This window comes from Nocardia sp. NPDC060220 (genome assembly GCF_042727815.1).
In the GTDB taxonomy this organism is placed as follows: domain Bacteria; phylum Actinomycetota; class Actinomycetes; order Mycobacteriales; family Mycobacteriaceae; genus Nocardia.
Genome location: NZ_JBHWZY010000049.1, coordinates 1 through 15651, shown reverse-complemented (window position 1 = coordinate 15651; position 15651 = coordinate 1). Strand labels below are relative to the sequence as shown.

The 15651-nt window shown below is 68.4% G+C and carries 14 protein-coding genes; 5 read left to right on the top strand and 9 right to left on the bottom strand.

Annotated features, from left to right (window positions below; genetic code table 11):
- The 4 genes from ACFWF3_RS04290 to ACFWF3_RS04275 form a co-directional block, all read right to left on the bottom strand.
- Window positions 1–449: ATP-binding cassette domain-containing protein (locus ACFWF3_RS04290; RefSeq protein WP_379312389.1), on the bottom strand; the 449-nt coding region annotated here is incomplete at its 3' end.
- Between the two features lie 59 nt (window positions 450–508).
- Window positions 509–1633: an o-succinylbenzoate--CoA ligase gene (gene menE / locus ACFWF3_RS04285; protein ID WP_379312391.1), complete on the bottom strand. Its 1125-nt coding sequence runs from the start codon at window positions 1631–1633 to the stop codon at window positions 509–511.
- A gap of 358 nt (window positions 1634–1991) precedes the next feature.
- Entirely contained in the window at window positions 1992–2384 is a 393-nt protein-coding gene (locus tag ACFWF3_RS04280; RefSeq protein WP_379312388.1) for a VOC family protein, read from the bottom strand.
- A gap of 13 nt (window positions 2385–2397) precedes the next feature.
- The gene (locus ACFWF3_RS04275; RefSeq protein WP_056816187.1) at window positions 2398–3291 is read right to left on the bottom strand and encodes a 1,4-dihydroxy-2-naphthoyl-CoA synthase; all 894 of its coding nucleotides are present in this window, start codon (window positions 3289–3291) and stop codon (window positions 2398–2400) included.
- Window positions 3292–3432: 141 nt separating this feature from the next.
- Between ACFWF3_RS04275 and ACFWF3_RS04270 the strand changes: the two genes are divergently transcribed.
- The 3 genes from ACFWF3_RS04270 to menD all read left to right on the top strand — a co-directional run bounded on the left by ACFWF3_RS04270 (window position 3433) and on the right by menD (window position 6391).
- Window positions 3433–3879: a DUF6918 family protein gene (locus tag ACFWF3_RS04270; RefSeq protein ID WP_056814402.1), complete on the top strand. Its 447-nt coding sequence runs from the start codon at window positions 3433–3435 to the stop codon at window positions 3877–3879.
- 364 nt (window positions 3880–4243) lie between these two features.
- On the top strand, window positions 4244–4501 hold the full coding sequence (locus tag ACFWF3_RS04265; RefSeq protein WP_378990990.1) for a hypothetical protein: 258 nt from the start codon (window positions 4244–4246) through the stop codon (window positions 4499–4501).
- 258 nt (window positions 4502–4759) lie between these two features.
- Window positions 4760–6391: a 2-succinyl-5-enolpyruvyl-6-hydroxy-3-cyclohexene-1-carboxylic-acid synthase gene (menD, locus tag ACFWF3_RS04260; RefSeq protein ID WP_379312387.1), complete on the top strand. Its 1632-nt coding sequence runs from the start codon at window positions 4760–4762 to the stop codon at window positions 6389–6391.
- Between the two features lie 59 nt (window positions 6392–6450).
- Here menD and ACFWF3_RS04255 read toward each other — a convergent pair whose 3' ends face one another.
- A complete protein-coding gene (locus ACFWF3_RS04255; RefSeq protein ID WP_379312386.1) occupies window positions 6451–6705 on the bottom strand; it encodes a hypothetical protein in 255 nt (84 codons plus the stop codon).
- A gap of 181 nt (window positions 6706–6886) precedes the next feature.
- On the opposite strand from ACFWF3_RS04255, the gene ACFWF3_RS04250 reads away from it, so the two are divergent.
- Window positions 6887–7477 carry a TIGR03086 family metal-binding protein gene (locus ACFWF3_RS04250; RefSeq protein ID WP_379312385.1) on the top strand — a complete coding sequence of 197 codons (591 nt, stop codon included), beginning with the start codon at window positions 6887–6889 and terminating at the stop codon, window positions 7475–7477.
- A gap of 25 nt (window positions 7478–7502) precedes the next feature.
- Here the strand turns inward: ACFWF3_RS04250 and ACFWF3_RS04245 are convergent, their stop codons facing one another.
- Entirely contained in the window at window positions 7503–8135 is a 633-nt protein-coding gene (locus ACFWF3_RS04245; protein WP_379312384.1) for a TetR/AcrR family transcriptional regulator, read from the bottom strand.
- A gap of 82 nt (window positions 8136–8217) precedes the next feature.
- Between ACFWF3_RS04245 and ACFWF3_RS04240 the strand changes: the two genes are divergently transcribed.
- Window positions 8218–9264, top strand: a complete 1047-nt coding sequence (locus tag ACFWF3_RS04240) for an aldo/keto reductase (protein ID WP_379312383.1) — start codon at window positions 8218–8220, stop codon at window positions 9262–9264.
- 5 nt (window positions 9265–9269) lie between these two features.
- Here the strand turns inward: ACFWF3_RS04240 and ACFWF3_RS04235 are convergent, their stop codons facing one another.
- From ACFWF3_RS04235 to ACFWF3_RS04225, 3 genes are all read right to left on the bottom strand, one after another.
- Window positions 9270–13523 (bottom strand): molybdopterin-dependent oxidoreductase, encoded by a 4254-nt coding sequence (locus ACFWF3_RS04235; RefSeq protein ID WP_379312382.1) that lies wholly within the window; start codon window positions 13521–13523, stop codon window positions 9270–9272.
- 198 nt (window positions 13524–13721) lie between these two features.
- On the bottom strand, window positions 13722–14435 hold the full coding sequence (locus tag ACFWF3_RS04230) for a demethylmenaquinone methyltransferase (RefSeq protein ID WP_378990977.1): 714 nt from the start codon (window positions 14433–14435) through the stop codon (window positions 13722–13724).
- Window positions 14436–14486: 51 nt separating this feature from the next.
- Window positions 14487–15629, bottom strand: coding sequence for a glycosyltransferase family 4 protein (locus tag ACFWF3_RS04225; RefSeq protein WP_379312390.1), 1143 nt, complete (start codon window positions 15627–15629; stop codon window positions 14487–14489).
- Window positions 15630–15651 lie beyond the last annotated feature (22 nt).

Below are 15651 nucleotides of genomic sequence, written 5' to 3'. Positions count from 1 at the left end.
GCATCTTCGCGAGGTTCGACATCACGTAGCCGCCCTCGACGTCCTTGCCGAGCGCGACCAGCATCGGGTGGTCGTCCTCGGCGGCGTCGGCGAGGCGCAGCACGTCCCCGACGTTGACCATCTCGCGGTCGGATGATCAGGTTCTCGGTGGCGGTGAGTTCCTCGTCGACCGAGGCGTACTGGCCGGTGACACCGATCAGCGAGCGCACCGCGTTCGGTTCGGCCACAACGTCGCGGCCGAAGATCCGGGCGCTACCGCCGTCGGGGCGGAGCAGGGTCGCCAGCATCTTGATGGTCGTGGTCTTGCCCGCGCCGTTCGGTCCGAGTACGCCGTACACAGCGCCGCGCGGCACCGTCAGGCTGACCCCGTCGACCGCCCGCTGCTTCCCGAACACCTTGACCAGCCCGTCCGCCTCGACGGCGAGGGATGAAGTGGGTGTGTAAGTCATGAGCACTACCGTGCCCACCCCGACTTGCACGCCCCTTGCGCAGCGCTGTCGTCGTGCGGCTACTCGGCCAGCAGGAGCGTGCGCAGGGCCGCGCGGTCTGGCTTGCCGGGGCCGCGGAGCGGGATTTCGGACAGGACGGCCAGTTCACGCGGCGCGGCGATCGAGTCGAGTTCGGCCACCACGTGGGCACGTATTTCGTCCAGCGTCGGCGCGGCACCGGGTGTCGGCACGATCGCGACCGCGACCCGCTGACCCAGCCGCTCATCGGGCAGGCCGAGCACGATGCATTCGCGGATACCGGGGTGGTTGGCCAGCACAGCCTCCACCACCTGTGGAATCACCAGCAGTCCGCCGGTCATGATCGCCTCGTCGAGGCGGCCCGAAATCGAGAGCACACCGTCGTCGAAGGAGCCCGCGTCCTCGGTCCGGAACCAGCCGGGCTCGGCGAAGGCCGGGTGATCGGGCAGATTGCGGTAACCGCGCGCGATCATCGCACCGCCCAGAATGACGCGACCGTCCTCGATCCGCACCTCGGTGCCGTCGAGCGGCACGCCCTCGTAGACGCACCCGCCGCAGGTCTCGCTCATCCCGTACGTGCGAACCACCGTGATACCGAGGTCGCGCGCCCGGTCCAGCACCGGCGCGGGCGTGGCCGCACCGCCGACCAGGACACCGTCGAGTTCGGCCAGCGCCTTGGCCGCTATCGGCGAATCCAGCGACTTGATCAGCTGGGTGGGTACCAGTGCGGTGTAGCGACGCGGTCCGCGCATCGCGCCGACAGCGCCGGCCAGCGCCTCGGGCAGGAATCCGCCCGACACGTCGAGCACGGTCGGCTCGGTACCGGCGAGAATGCTGCGCAGCAGTACCTGGATACCGGCGATGTGATGGGTGGGCAGCGCCAGCAGCCAACTGCCCGGCCCGCCGAGGCGGTCGTGGGTGGCGTTACCGCTGGCACGCAGTGCCTCGGCGCCGAGCAGCGCGCCCTTGGGGATACCGGTGGTGCCCGAGGTCGTCACGACCAGCGCGACGTCGTCATCGATCGGATCGCCCGGTTTGAGCGCGTCGGAGAGTCTGCGCGCCTCCCGGCGATCGGTGGTCGGGATCGGTAGCCACGCCGGGCCGCTGCCGTCGAGGGCTTGGCGCAGGTGGGGCATCACTTCGCTCACCCCGGCGCCGGTCGGCATCTGCAGCGTCCGCAGGGTTCTGCTCACGCCGCGGCCTCGCTGGCGCTCGGCCGCACCGTGCGCATCGCGCGCTGGCACATGATTCGCTCGCTGTGCTCCCTCATGCCCACCACCTCCGGAAACAGCTTGCCGCGCGCCCTCACGGCTTCGATCGTGTCATGCGACCGACAAGACCCGGCCAACGGGTCGGTTTGTCGGGAAACGGGTCGGGAAAGCCAGACATAGCGACTGCGATTCAGTAGATGGACAACACCACTCGCACTGCGGTCCGGACGGCGTCGGTCGGGCGCTTGCTCGCAGCTATCGTGCGCGGCCGAGCCGTCATCGGCAACTCGGCTCGGCCGCGGGCACAGCCCTCTCACTCCGGTGACCAGCGCTGATCCCGCCGGATCGGATGTTCGGCGGGAACCTGCACCAGAACGATGGCGACCCCGTCCGGATCGCGCACCCACATCTCCCACAGACCCCAGTGTTCGAGCACCGGTGCGCGCTCGATCTCGATTCCCTTCAGCGCCAGCTCCGCCGCCGCGTCCTCGACATCGCGCACCTGCAACCAGATCGCGCCGTCGAAGCTGCCTGCCTGCCCGCTGCCACCGTGTGCGGCGACCTCGAGCAGCGACTGCCCGGCGAAGAACACCGTGCCTCCCGGGTACTCCCGTGCGATCGCCAAGCCGAGGCTGTCGCGGTAGAACGCCAGCGTGCGACCGTAGTCGCTGGGACGCACGATGATCCGGCTGTTGAGAATCTCCATGGGGTGTCCGTTCTCAGAAGTACCAGGGGTAGGGCGTCCAATCGGGCTTGCGCTTCTCCAAGAACGAGTCTCGGCCCTCGACCGCTTCGTCGGTCATGTACGCCAGGCGAGTCGCCTCGCCCGCGAACAGCTGCTGACCGACCAGGCCATCATCGAGCAGGTTGAACGCGTACTTCAGCATGCGCTGCGCCTGTGGCGATTTGCCGTTGATGTCGGCGGTCCACTCGAGCGCGACGTTCTCCAGCTCGTCGTGATCGACGACCTTGTTCACCGCACCCATCTGGTGCATCTCCTCGGCCGTGTACGGCCTGCCGAGGAAGAAGATCTCGCGGGCGAACTTCTGGCCCACCATCTTCGCCAGATACGCGCTGCCGTAACCACCGTCGAACGAACCGACATCGGCGTCGGTCTGCTTGAACCGCGCGTGCTCGCGCGAGGCGAGTGTCAGATCGCAGACCACGTGCAGGCTGTGCCCGCCACCCGCCGCCCAACCGTTGACCAGCGCGATCACCACCTTGGGCATGAAACGGATCAGCCGCTGCACCTCGAGGATGTGCAGTCGGCCCGCGCGCGCCGCGTCGACCGTGTCGGCGGTCTCGCCATCGGCGTACTGGTAGCCGTTGCGGCCGCGGATGCGCTGGTCACCACCGGAACAGAACGCCCAGCCACCGTCCTTCTCGCTCGGACCGTTGCCGGTGAGCAGCACCGCGCCCACGTCGGGGCTCATCCGCGCGTGATCGAGCGCGCGGTACAGCTCGTCGACGGTGTGCGGACGGAATGCGTTACGGACCTCGGGCCGGTCGAACGCGACCCGCACCGTGCCCTGCTCGATATGGCGGTGATAGGTGATGTCGGTCAGGTCCTCGAACCCGGGGACGGGCTGCCACAGCTTCGGATCGAAAGTCACGACCACGATTATTGCCCTACCTTCCGACGTCGCGGTACGAGGTCGCAACACTGCAGCTCGAGCGGTCGCCGCATACTCTGAGTACCCGATGCGTATAGTTGCGCCTGCTCGTACATCGAACCGATCCGGAGGAACCTGAAAGTGGTTGCAGCACTGTCTGAATCCCTGCTCGACGACGCCAAGCGTCCGGCTTTCCTTGCTGACGCCGTCGAGGTGCTCGACGCCGAGGTCTCGGACAAAGGTGGTGCGTCCGGCCTGGCCGTGAAGGGTGGCTACGCGGCGGTCAAGAAGATCAGCCCGACCATCGTTCCCGACGGCCTCGCGTCGCTGGCGCCGAAACTGCTCGATCAGCTCCAGCCGTACTGGGCGGAGTTCACCACCTCCGGCACCGGCACCTTCGCCGATCTGCTGGCCGCGAAGTCCGATGAGGTTGCCGAGTCGCTGCTGGCCGTCACCGACGCCCGCGCCGAGTCGTCCACCCGGCCTGCGCTGAAGAAGGTGTACTCGTCGATGCGTGGTTCGGCCAAGAAGCACGTCATCGAGGCACTGCCGCGCGTCGGCGATCTGGTGCAGAAGCACGCAGGCTGAGCGGTAAGGCGAGGTAGCCCTCGCCGCGATCGTCCGATTGGGCCGGTGTGAGTTCGGGTAACCGAACCGCACCGGCCTTTTCGCGTTCGTGGGTGACCACCCTCACGCAACAGGGGTGTGCGGTGGTGGCGGACACATCGATTCCCGGTCGGCGGTAAATTCCGGGTCGGTCTGTGTGAGGAATATTACCGCTCCGGTGAACGCCAGGATAATTGCGGGTTGCCACGAATTCGTCATATGCGCGTGCGTCATCTTCGCGATTGACAACTACCCGGCCTTATCGGTTACGTTGCCAATCAAGCGATTCGAAAGGTGAATTGCTTCAAGTGACTGCATTGCACAGGTCGAAAGGAAGTTTGCTCACATGATCTCTCGCAAGACCCTCGCCGCCACCGGTGCTGCCGCTGCCGCCGCTGTCATGTTCTTCGGTCCCGCCGTCGCGAGCGCCGACACCGGCTCCGCCGAGGCCTCCACCGGCTCGGCTGACGTGCTGACCGGCTCGTCCTCGGGTTCCGGCGTGCTCGAGTCGGGCAGCGCCGCTGCCGACAGCGCCACCTCCGCTGTTCTCAACATCATCGAGTCCATCACGGGCATCCAGGATCTCACCGCCCCCGCGGAGTGAGCTGACTCTTCGTTCGGCCGGCCTTTTACCGGGTTGGCGGAAATTCCGGCGGCGGGCGTCTTGCTCGTCGCCGGATTTCTTTCTTTTGTTGTTCTCTTTGCGATTTCATGAATATCGGTTGCTGCTGGATATGAATAGCTGTCCGGCTCTTCGGTAATTGGTTGAGGCGTTCGTATATCGATACGCCGTCCGGCTCGGTGACGCACGCAACGCGGGCCGGGGGCAGACGGGTGCGCGCCGGTCTGACAGGCTGTGATTGTGAATCCGTCTACTGCGCAGGCTCGAGTGGTCGTCGACGAGCTCGTCCGCGGCGGCGTCCGCGAAGTGGTGCTGTGCCCCGGATCGCGTAACGCGCCACTGGCCTTCGCGCTGCAGGCGGCGGACGCGGCGGGCGAGCTGCGGCTGCACATGCGCGTCGACGAGCGCACCGCGGGATTTCTCGCGATCGGTCTCGCGGTGTCGTCGGGGCGGCCGGTTCCGGTCGTGATGACCTCCGGCACGGCGGTGGCGAACCTGGGTCCGGCGGTCCTGGAGGCCAACTACGCGCGGGTGCCGCTGATCGTCGTCAGTGCCAACCGGCCCTACGAGATGCTCGGTACCGGCGCCAATCAGACGGTGGAACAGCTCGGGCTGTTCGGCTCTCAGGTGCGTGCCACGATCAGCCTCGGGCTGGCCGAAGCCGAAGCGGGGGAGTCGGCCTACCCGCGACAGAACAGTGTGTGGCGTTCGTCGGTGTGCCGGGTGCTCGCCGCCGCGCGCGGAACCCGTTCCGGCAACGCGGGCCCGGTCCAGTTCGACATCCCGCTGCGGGAACCGCTGGTCCCGGAGCTGTCCGACGACCCGCTGCCCCTCGGCCGCGAGGGCGAACGGCCGTGGACGGCAACCCAGTACGCCACCCTCGACGTGCCGCTCGACATCGATCTGACGCCCGACACCGTCGTCATCTCCGGCCACGGCGCCCGGCTGCTGCCCGAACTCGCCGCGCTGCCGACGGTGGCCGAGCCGACCGCGCCGATGCACGGTCCCGCCCTGCATCCGCTCGCGCTGTCGCTGCTGAAGCCCACCCAGGCGATCATCACCGGTCGCCCCACCCTGCACCGGCAGGTCTCGCGCGTGCTGGCCGATCCGGACGTCACCGTGTTCGCGCTCACCACCGGTCCGCGCTGGCCCGATGTCTCCGGCAATGTCGTCGGCACCGGCACTCGCGCGGTGACCACCGGCGCGCCCGCGCCCGCGTGGCTGGCGCGCTGCTCCGAACTGAACCAGCAGGCCGAATCGGTGGTGCGGGCCGAGCTGGCCGCGCATCCCAAGGCGACCGGCCTGCATGTGGCGGCCGTGGTCATGGATGGACTACGCGAAGGCGATCAGCTGCTGCTCGGTGCGTCGAACCCGGTGCGCGACGCCGCCCTGGTCTCGCATCCACGGCCGGGTATCCGCGTGCTGTCCAATCGCGGCGTGGCCGGGATCGACGGCACGGTCTCCGGTGCCGTCGGTGCCGCGCTGGCGCATCCGGGCCGCACCGTGGCGCTGATGGGTGACCTCACCTTTCTGCACGATGCGTCCGGTCTGCTGATCGGTCGTGGCGAACCACGCCCGGACAACCTCACGATCGTCGTCGCCAACGACGACGGCGGCGGCATCTTCGAGCTGCTCGAACAGGGCGATCCGCAGTACGCGGGTGTGTTCGAGCGGGTTTTCGGCACACCGCACGGCATGGATCTGGCCGCGCTGTGTGCCGCCTACCGCATCCCGCACCGTCAGCTCGATCCCGCCGAACTGGCCGTGGAACTGGCCGCCGACGCGCACGGTCTGCGGGTGCTCGAGGTGGCGACCGAGCGTTCCAGCCTGCGTGAACTGCACGCGGGTCTACGGACGAAGATCGCCGGTTAGGCGAACTTCCGCCCTCGCCGCGGCCGGGCGCGAACGGCGATCGAACGCTGTCGCGCCGGTCAGCCGTCCTCGGCGACGGTGAACTCCTCGCCGCCCTCGTCGAAGGGGACGGGGATGGTCTGTTCGATCACGTCGGCCGGATTCGCGGTCTCGGCCTCACGGGCGATGGTGGCCGCCATCTCGTCGGTGTAGTCGGCGGCGTCGGAGTAGGCGGGATCGTCGGGGTCGTCATCGCGGAAGGCGGACTGTTCCTGTTCGACGCGATCGGCCTCGGGGACCTCGTCCAGTGGGCGAGAGCTTTCGTAGTCGATCATCGGTGCTCCTCGTTCGTCGGCCTGCTCGATCGGTTGAGCCTCGGACGTGATGTGACGCTGATCGGGTCCTGCGCTGTCCAGCGTGCGCCGATCCGGTGCCCGCGGCAACCCGCACCGATGACTTTCCGGCGACGGTGTCGTCTGCATGAGTGCAGCCACCTGCCATCGCTGAGGAGCGCTCATGGACCCACAGTTCGATTTCGAACCAGCCGCCCGATCGCTGGCCGCGGTCGTCGACGGCATCACCGACGACCAGCTCGCCGACCCGACGCCGTGCGCCGAGTCCACGGTGCGCGATCTGCTCGCCCACGTGGTCGGGCTGACCGAGGCGTTCCGCCAGGCCGCGACCAAGGAGTCGATCGGCCGGTCCGTGCCACCGCCCGCCGGTTCCGACAGCCCGCTGCCCGATGACTGGCGCACTCGCATCGCCGCGCAGCTCGAGACGTTGACGTCGGTGTGGCGCGTGCCCGAGGCATGGGAGGGTGACACCGAGGCCGGTGGAGTGGAGCTGCCCGCCGCGGTCATGGCGATCGTCGCGCTCGACGAGATCACCATCCACGCGTGGGATCTCGCCGTCGCCACCGGACAGCATGTGACCGTCGCCCCCGCGGACCTCGCGATTCTGCACGAGTTCCTGCGCGAGACCGACCCCGCCGGCACTCCCGGCTTGTTCGGCCCGGTCGTCGAGATCCCGGCCGACGCTCCCGCCTTCGATCGGCTGCTCGGTCTCACCGGTCGCGACCCGGCCTGGCGTTCCCCGGTGGTCGCCTAGCACCGCGCTCCGTTGTCCCCGGCGTTCAGTCGTCGAGGCTCTCCGCGGCGATGACGAATGTCCCCGCGGCGGCGGCGATGGCGGCGGCCCGAGCCGATCGGTCGGCGATATCGTCGTCGATGGGATCGCCGCTGGCCAGTAATCGGTAGTAGAGGGGCGCGGAGACCGCGGAGAGCACGGCGCGCGGGTCGGTGCCGACGGGCGCCTCGCCACGGATGACGGCGGCCTCGACACACGGCGCCCATTCGTTGAGCCGGGTGTCGTAGAAGGTGTGCAGCGCGGCGGCGGTGGCATCGTCGCAGGTGGCGGCCGCGATGACCGCGCGAAACAGGTTGCTCTGGCGACCGTCGGCGAGAGTCTTCGCCACCAGGCGGGCGTTCGCGGTCAGATCGTCGAGCAGTGAGCCGGTGTCGGCGCGGGGCAGTGACTGCTCGGCCATGTCGACGAGCAGATCGGCGACCAACCCCGCGGGGGTGCGCCAGCGGCGGTAGACAGTTGTCTTGCCGACCCCGGCACCGGCGGCGACCTCGGTCAGGTCGAGGTGCGCGAATCCGCGGTCCGCCAGCAGATCACCGGCCACTTCCAGGACGGACTCGCGCACCCGGGCGGTGCGCCCACCAGGCCGAACGGAGCCCGGCCAAGCGATGTCGTGGTCCATAACGGAACTCCTGTTTCATTTAGCGCGCATCGGGTGTACTGTCGATCGTGTTAACGAAACTATAGACCCTTTAGGAGCTCTCATGGAGTACCGACGGCTCGGCGCATCTGGTCTTCTCATTCCGGCACTCGGCTTCGGCGCGGGTACTTTCGGCGGTCGCGGTGCGCTGTTCAGCGCATGGGGTGATACCGATGCCGCGCAGGCCAGGCGCTTGATCGACATCAGCGTGGAGGCCGGCGTCACCCTGTTCGACACGGCCGACGTCTATTCCGACGGCGCGTCGGAGGAGGTACTCGGCGCGGCGATCAAGGGCAGGCGCGAACAGGTGCTGCTGTCGACCAAATCGGCGCTGCCCACCGGCCCCGGCCCCCACGAGGCGGGCTCGAGCCGCGCCAGGCTGATCCGCGCCGTCGACGCCTCGCTGCGCCGCCTCGGCACCGACTACCTCGACCTGTTCCAGCTGCACGCCTTCGACGCGGGTACACCGCTGGCGGAAACACTCACGGCCCTGGACGATCTGGTGCGGGCAGGCAAGATCCGCTATCTCGGCGTCTCCAACTTCGCCGGCTGGGAACTGATGAAAACACTCGCTACCGCCGAGGCTCTCGGCCTGGAAAGGCCGGTGGCGCACCAGGTCTACTACTCGCTGGTCGGTCGCGACTACGAATGGGAACTGATGCCGCTCGGTGCCGACCAGGGCGTCGGCTCCATCGTCTGGAGTCCGCTCGGCTGGGGCAGACTCACCGGCAAAATCCGTCGCGGACAACCGCTTCCGGCGGGAAGCAGACTGCACGAGACGGCTCAGGCGGGTCCGCCCGTCGACGATGAACGGCTCTACGACGTTGTCGAGGTGCTCGATCGTATCGCCGCCGAAACCGGCCGCAGCGTCCCGCAGATCTCGCTGAACTGGCTGCTCACCCGGCCCACGGTCGCCACGGTGTTGATCGGCGCCCGCAACGAGGAGCAGTTACGCCAGAACCTCGGTGCGGTCGGTTGGCAGCTCGACCCCGAACACCTGGCCGCGCTCGATGCGGCGAGTGCGACGACACCCCCGTACCCCTACTACCCGTACCACCGGCTGCCCGACTTCGCCCGGCTCAACCCGCCGACGATCCACGCGGCGGCCTGATCGGATCAGTACACGTCGCGCACGTACCGCTTCTCGGCGACGAGCTGCTTCTTGAAGGCCAGCGCGCCGGCCTCGTCCAGCTTTCCGTGGATCTGGGCGATCCGCAGCAGGGTGTCGTCGACATCCTTGGCCATCCGGGCGGCATCACCGCAGACATAGAAGTGGCCGCCGTCGCGCAGCCACGACCACAGCTCGGCGCCGTGCTCGATCATTCGGTGCTGGACATAGACCCGCTCGCGCTGATCGCGGGAGAAGGCAAGGTCGAGCCGGGTGAGGAAACCGGAGCGGAACATGTCTTCGAGCTCGGCGCGGTAGTAGAAGTTCTGGGCGGCGTGCTGGTCGCCGAAGAACAGCCAGTTGCGACCGGTCGCGCCGATGGCCCGGCGCTCGTGCAGGAAACCGCGGAAGGGAGCGATACCGGTACCCGGCCCCACCATGATCATCGGGGCGTTCGGGTCCAACGGCGGACGGAAATGCGGTGCCCGCTGCAGAAAGATCGGCACCTCGGTCGTGCCCCGGTCGGCCAGGAACGTCGAGCACACCCCACCGCGCCGCGCCGAGGTGCCCACCGGGTCGCCGTAGCGGACGACACCGACCGTCAGCTGCACCTCGTCGGGCGTGGTCAACGGGCTCGAGGAGATCGAATACTGGCGTGGTTGCAGCTTTTTCAGTGCGCCCAGCCAGTCGACGAGATCGGTGCGTACCGGGAAGTCACGCAGCACGTCGACCGCCTGGCGGTCCCACAGGTAGGAGGCGAGCTCATTGCGATTGTCGCGGCGCAGCAGCTTGGCCAGCTGTGGGTGTGGGTTGCGCTCGCCGATGAAGCCGAGCAGGTCCTGGCTCACCTTGGTGATGTCGTAGTGGGTGCGCAGGGCATCGGTGAGCGTGAGTTCGCGGTCGTCTACCTCGATCACGCGCCGGCCGTCGAGTCCGGTGCAGGTGAGCCATTCGTCGACCAGATCGGGACAGTTGGCGGGCAGCACGCCCAGCGAATCGCCCACTTCGTACCCGGCGTCGAGGTCGTGCAGGTCGAAACCGAAGCGCCGCACCTCTTTCGGTGAGCCGGGTGCACTGAGGATCTCGTTGCGCATCAGGGTGGCGCGGACCGGGGACTGGCGGGTGAACGGAGCGGCGGTGGCGCGCTTCGCTCGGGCAGGCGCGAGTTGCCGGTCGAGCACGGTCGTTCCACCGCGACCGGCCGGTGACGGCATCGCACGGCCCGAATCGGCGTGCCGGGCAACGTTGCTGGTGCCGATCGAATCGCGGCCGTTCGATGCGCCGACGAGCGAGGCATCGCGGCCGCGCGGAGCGCCACCGGTCGGACCGCCGTCGTCGGGCGATCCGCTGGTGATCGCGATCAGGACATCGTCGAGCCACTGATCGGCGGTGTCGGCGAAATCGGGCTCGCTGTCCACCCGCGCCAGCAGTCGCTTCGCGCCACGTTCGGCGAACAGGGTGTCGAGCTTGCGGCCATGGCCACAGAAGTCGTCGTAGGAGGAATCGCCGAGCGCTAACACCGCGTACCGAACACCGTTGAGGCGAATGATGCTGTCTTCGAGCCTGGTCCAGAAGTCGGCACCGTTGTCCGGCGGGCCACCGTCACCGAAGGTGCTGGTGACGAGGAGAACGTCACCGGTGATCGAGGTCAGCTCGCACGAATCCATGTCGAGCAACGACGGCGTGAGTCCCGCCTCCGAGAGGCGGGCCGCGACGGTGGCGGCCAGTTCTTCGGCGTTGCCGGTCTGGGAGGCCCACAGGACGGTGATCGGGTGGGAGTCGGGGCTGTCGGTGGCTTCGGTGGCGGCGCCTGCGTTGCGGGAGTACATGCCGGCCAGCAGTCCGTCGACCCACAGGCGTGACTGTGTCGACAACGGTGCGCTCACCGGAAGCACCGGCTGCCCGGTCACCGGTAGCGACTGCAGGGCGGCGAGGTAACCGCCGAGATAGATGCGCTCGGTCTCGCTGAGCGTGGGGGAGATGCCGGCGTCGAGGCCGAGGATCCCGGCCAGTGGATGCGCGGCCGGTTGTGCGGGCAGCTGCGCGGGGTGCGGGGGTGCTTGCTCAGGTGTGGCGGCCGGGCCGACCCGGCGCAGCGCCACCGCGCACGCCTTGAACTCCGGCTGCAACGAGGCCGGATCCACCGCGTCGTTGGTGACCGCGTTGATCGTCAGGTATTCGCCCTGTTCGTCATTCCAGTGGAAAGGAGCAAAACAATCACCAGGTCGCACCCGGTCGCTGATCCGCACCGGCAGCACAGCACGGCCCCGGCGCGACGCGATCTCGAGCTGATCGCCCGGCTTCAGATCGAGCTTCTCGGCGTCGGTGGGATGAACTTCGACGAACGGCTCGCCGTTCAGCTTCGTCAGCTTGGCGACCTTGCCCGTCTTGGTCATCGTGTGCCACTGATGTTGCAGCCGACCGGTATTGAGCAGGAAAGGGTAGTCGTCGTCGGGCAGTTCGGCGGCGGGCATATGCGGGCGGGGAAAGAACACCGCGCGCCTGCTCGCTGTAGCGAAAGCCAGCCGCGGGGTGGTGCCGTCGGCCGCCGTGTGCAGCGGCTGATGGGTGCCGTCGTTGATATAGCGGATCGGGTTGCGCGGGGTATCCGCGTCATTGCACGGCCACTGCATCGACCCCTGTGCCAGACGCTCGTAGCTCATGCCGCTGAGGTCGTAGCCGGTGGCCGGGTTGGTGAACTGCCGCAGCTCGGCGAACACCTCGGCGCTGGAGGCGAAATCGAAGCCCGGGAAACCCATCGCCGTGGCGACCTGGGCGATCAGCAGCCAGTCCGGTCGCGCGTCGCCGATCGGGTCGACCGACTGCTGCAACAGGGTCACGTTGCGCTCCGAATTCACCATCACCGCATCGGCTTCGGCCCACAGTGCGGCGGGCAGCAGCAGGTCGGCGTAGGCGTTGGTCGCGGTCTCGGCGTAGGCATCCTGCACCACGACCAACTCGGCCGCCTCGAGGCCCGCGATCACCGTTTTGCGGTTGGCCACGGTGGCCACGGGATTGGTGCAGATGATCCACGCGGCCTTGATCTCACCGTCGGCCAACCCGCGGAACATGTCGATCGTGCCGGGGCCCGACTCGGTGCGCAGGGTGCCGTCGGGCAGATCCCAGGCGGTTTCGACGAAGGTGCGGTCGGCGGGGGAGAGCAGGCTGCGTTGCCCGGGCAGGCCGGGGCCCATGTAACCCATCTCGCGGCCGCCCATGGCGTTGGGCTGGCCGGTGAGCGAGAAGGGCCCACTGCCCGGCCTGCAGATGGTGCCGGTGGCCAGGTGCAGGTTCACCAGCGCGTTGGTGTTCCAGGTGCCGTGCGTGGACTGATTGAGCCCCATCGTCCACAGCGACATCCACTCGCCGGCTTCGGCGATCATCGTGGCCGCGGTGCGGATATCGGCTTCGGCGAGGCCGGTCAGTTCCGCGACGCGGTCCGGGGGATAGTCGGCGAGGAACTCGGGCATGGCGTCCCAGCCCTCGGTGTGCTCGGCGATGAAGTCGGTGTCGATCGCACCGGCGGTGACCAGCAGGTGCAGCAGCCCGTTGAGCAGGGCGAGGTCGGTACCCGGTGCGATCTGCAGGAACAGATCGGCGCGCGCGGCGGTATCGGTGCGGCGTGGGTCGACCACGATCAGCTTGGCGCCCGCCTTGAGCCGGTCGGCCATACGCAGATACAGGATGGGGTGACAGTCGGCCATGTTCGCGCCGCTGACCAGGAACAGGTCGGCGTGTTCGAAGTCGTCGTAGGAACCGGGCGGCCCGTCCGCGCCGAGCGACTGCTTGTAGCCGGTGCCCGCGCTGGCCATGCACAGGCGCGAGTTGGCCTCGATGTGTTTGGTCCGCAGGTAGCCCTTGGCCAGTTTGGTGGCCAAGTACTGGGCTTCCAGCGACATCTGCCCCGAGACGTAGAGGGCGATCGCGTCGGGGCCGTGCTCGTCGAGGATCGCGCGCAGGCGGGTGGCGGTTTCGTGAACGGCCTCGTCGACCGGCAGTGGGACGGGGACCTGCCCGCGTTCGGGGCGCCGGTAGGCGGTGTCCATCCGGCCGGGCGCGGCCATCATCTCCGCGTGGGTGGCGCCCTTGGTGCACAGCCTGCCCGCGTTCGCCGGATGCAGCTTGTCGCCGCTGACCTTCGCGATCAACCGCGCACCAGACTGATCAGTCTTTGTCTGGACGTTTATGCCGCAGCCGACGCCACAATACGAGCACTGTGTACGCACAGTGTCCGTGCCGCGGCCGTCCGCTTCCCCTGTCATGACTCGATCATCCGCATCGGTCGTTGCGCTCGATTTACCGAACGTTATGTCCAGGTGACAATCGACCTCACAAGACGAAATCCCGACGGTGAGGATACGGCCCGAATATCACCCCTGATCAGGGCGCATTCCGGGCTGTCGGCGCACGACCACGGACGAGTCGGGGTGACCGGACTCACCCCCGCCGCCGCCGGTGTTTCAGCCCAGTTTGTAGCCGCGGTGCAGTGCCACCACACCACCGGTGAGGTCACGCCACTGCACCGAGTCCCAGCCGGCGTCCGCGACCCGGCGGGCCAGCCTGCGCTGGTTCGGCCAGGCACGGATCGACTCGGCCAGGTACACGTACGCGTCCGGGTTGGAGCTCACGGCGCGTGCCACCCGGGGCAGCGCCTTCATCAGGTACTCCATGTACACGGTGCGGAACGGTCCGAACACCGGTGTGGAGAACTCGCAGACCACGACCCGGCCGCCCGGTTTGGTCACCCGCAGCATCTCGCGCAGCGCCAGATCGATGTCGGCGACATTGCGCAGCCCGAACGAGATGGTCACCGCGTCGAACGAATCATCGGCGAACGGCAGCGCCATCGCATCGCCGGCCACCATCGGCACCTGCCGGAACCGGCCCGCCGCGAGCATCCCCTGGGAGAAGTCGGCGGCCACACACCAGGCGCCGGACTTGCCGAGTTCCACGGTCGAGACGCCGGTACCCGCGGCCAGGTCGAGGACCCGCTCGCCGGGACGCAGCGCGAGAGCACGTCGCGTCGCCCACCGCCAGTACCGGTCCTGGCCACCGGAGATGACCGTATTGGTGAGGTCGTAGCGCTTCGCCACACCGTCGAACATCGACGCGACCTCGTGGGGTTGCTTGTCCAGCGAAGCCCGAATCGGTTCTCGCTGCTCTGTTGTCGCCACGCACCGAGCTTAGAGTTTTTTCGCCGCGATAGCGCGGGTGGGTTGCGCCACTCAGGCCGTGCGCGGCAATCGCTCGCGCATCCCGGTGACGTCGGCGTAGTGACCCATCAGCTCGGTGCAGACCGCGGGCCAGGTGCGGTGCAGCACCGACTTGCGCGCAGCCGCCGCGAACCGGCCGCGTTGGCCCGCGTCACGCAGGGCCGACACCGCGCTCGGCAGCAATTCCGCGAACCGGTCGACCGGCAGCAGATACCCGTTGCGGCAGTGCGAGATCAGATCCCGTGGCCCACCGGCATCGGGCCCGATCACCGGCACACCCGAGGACAGCGCTTCCTGCACGCCCTGACAGAACGTTTCGTGCTCGCCGGGATGCACCATCACGTCCAGGCTGGCGTAGTGCGTGGCCAGCTCGCTGCCACCCAGTTCGCCGGTGAACACCGCGTCCGGCATCACTCTTCGCAGCCGGGCCCGTTCCGGTCCGTCGCCCACCACGACGAGCTGGATCGACGGGTCACCGGCCAGTGCGGCCAGCCGTTCCACGTGCTTCTCCGGTGCGAGCCTGCCCACGAACCCGACGACGAGCCGGTCGCCGGCACCGAGCCAGCTCGCCCGCAGCTCGGCACTGCGCGCGGCCGGGTTGAACCGGGCGATATCCACGCCACGGCCCCAGCGGTGCACCCGGGGAATCCCGTGCTCGGCGAGATCGTGCGCGGCCGCCGACGACGGTGCCAGCGTGCGGGTGGCGCCCTCGTGGATCCGGCGCGTCCACGCCCACGCGGCCCGTGCGGCCAGCCCGAGCCCGTAGCTTTTGGCGAACCCGGCCACATCGGTCTGATACACCGCGACGGTCGGCAGATCCAAGCGCGTCGCCGCCGCGAGCCCACCCGCGCCGAGCAGGAACGGCGAGGCCAGGTGCACCACATCGGGATCGAATGCGGCGATGGCGGCGGTGATGCCCGGTTGTGGCAGGCCCACCGGCAGCGAACTCACCTTCGGCACCATCATCGCGGGCACGCGGTGCACCGGGAATCGGCCGTGGAAGCGAGGTGCGGGTGGGGCGCCGCGCAGGGAATCGGGCGCCACGATCATCGCGTCGTGACCGTGCTGGTCCAGGTGATCCAACACCCGCAGCACGGAGTTGACGACGCCGTTCATGTTCGGCAGGAAAGACTCCGAGACGATGGCTACGCGCACTCTTCCAGGGTGACCGCCACAC

Excerpts from the sequence above, each read along its gene's own strand:
- ACFWF3_RS04235 (WP_379312382.1), bottom strand. The coding sequence starts at position 13,523 with ATGACAGGGGAAGCGGACGGCCGCGGCACGGACACTGTGCGTACACAG.
- ACFWF3_RS04265 (WP_378990990.1), top strand. The coding sequence starts at position 4,244 with ATGATCTCTCGCAAGACCCTCGCCGCCACCGGTGCTGCCGCTGCCGCC.
- ACFWF3_RS04240 (WP_379312383.1), top strand. The coding sequence starts at position 8,218 with ATGGAGTACCGACGGCTCGGCGCATCTGGTCTTCTCATTCCGGCACTC.
- ACFWF3_RS04255 (WP_379312386.1), bottom strand. The coding sequence starts at position 6,705 with ATGATCGACTACGAAAGCTCTCGCCCACTGGACGAGGTCCCCGAGGCC.
- ACFWF3_RS04245 (WP_379312384.1), bottom strand. The coding sequence starts at position 8,135 with ATGGACCACGACATCGCTTGGCCGGGCTCCGTTCGGCCTGGTGGGCGC.
- ACFWF3_RS04250 (WP_379312385.1), top strand. The coding sequence starts at position 6,887 with ATGGACCCACAGTTCGATTTCGAACCAGCCGCCCGATCGCTGGCCGCG.
- ACFWF3_RS04280 (WP_379312388.1), bottom strand. The coding sequence starts at position 2,384 with ATGGAGATTCTCAACAGCCGGATCATCGTGCGTCCCAGCGACTACGGT.
- menE (WP_379312391.1), bottom strand. The coding sequence starts at position 1,633 with ATGCCGACCGGCGCCGGGGTGAGCGAAGTGATGCCCCACCTGCGCCAA.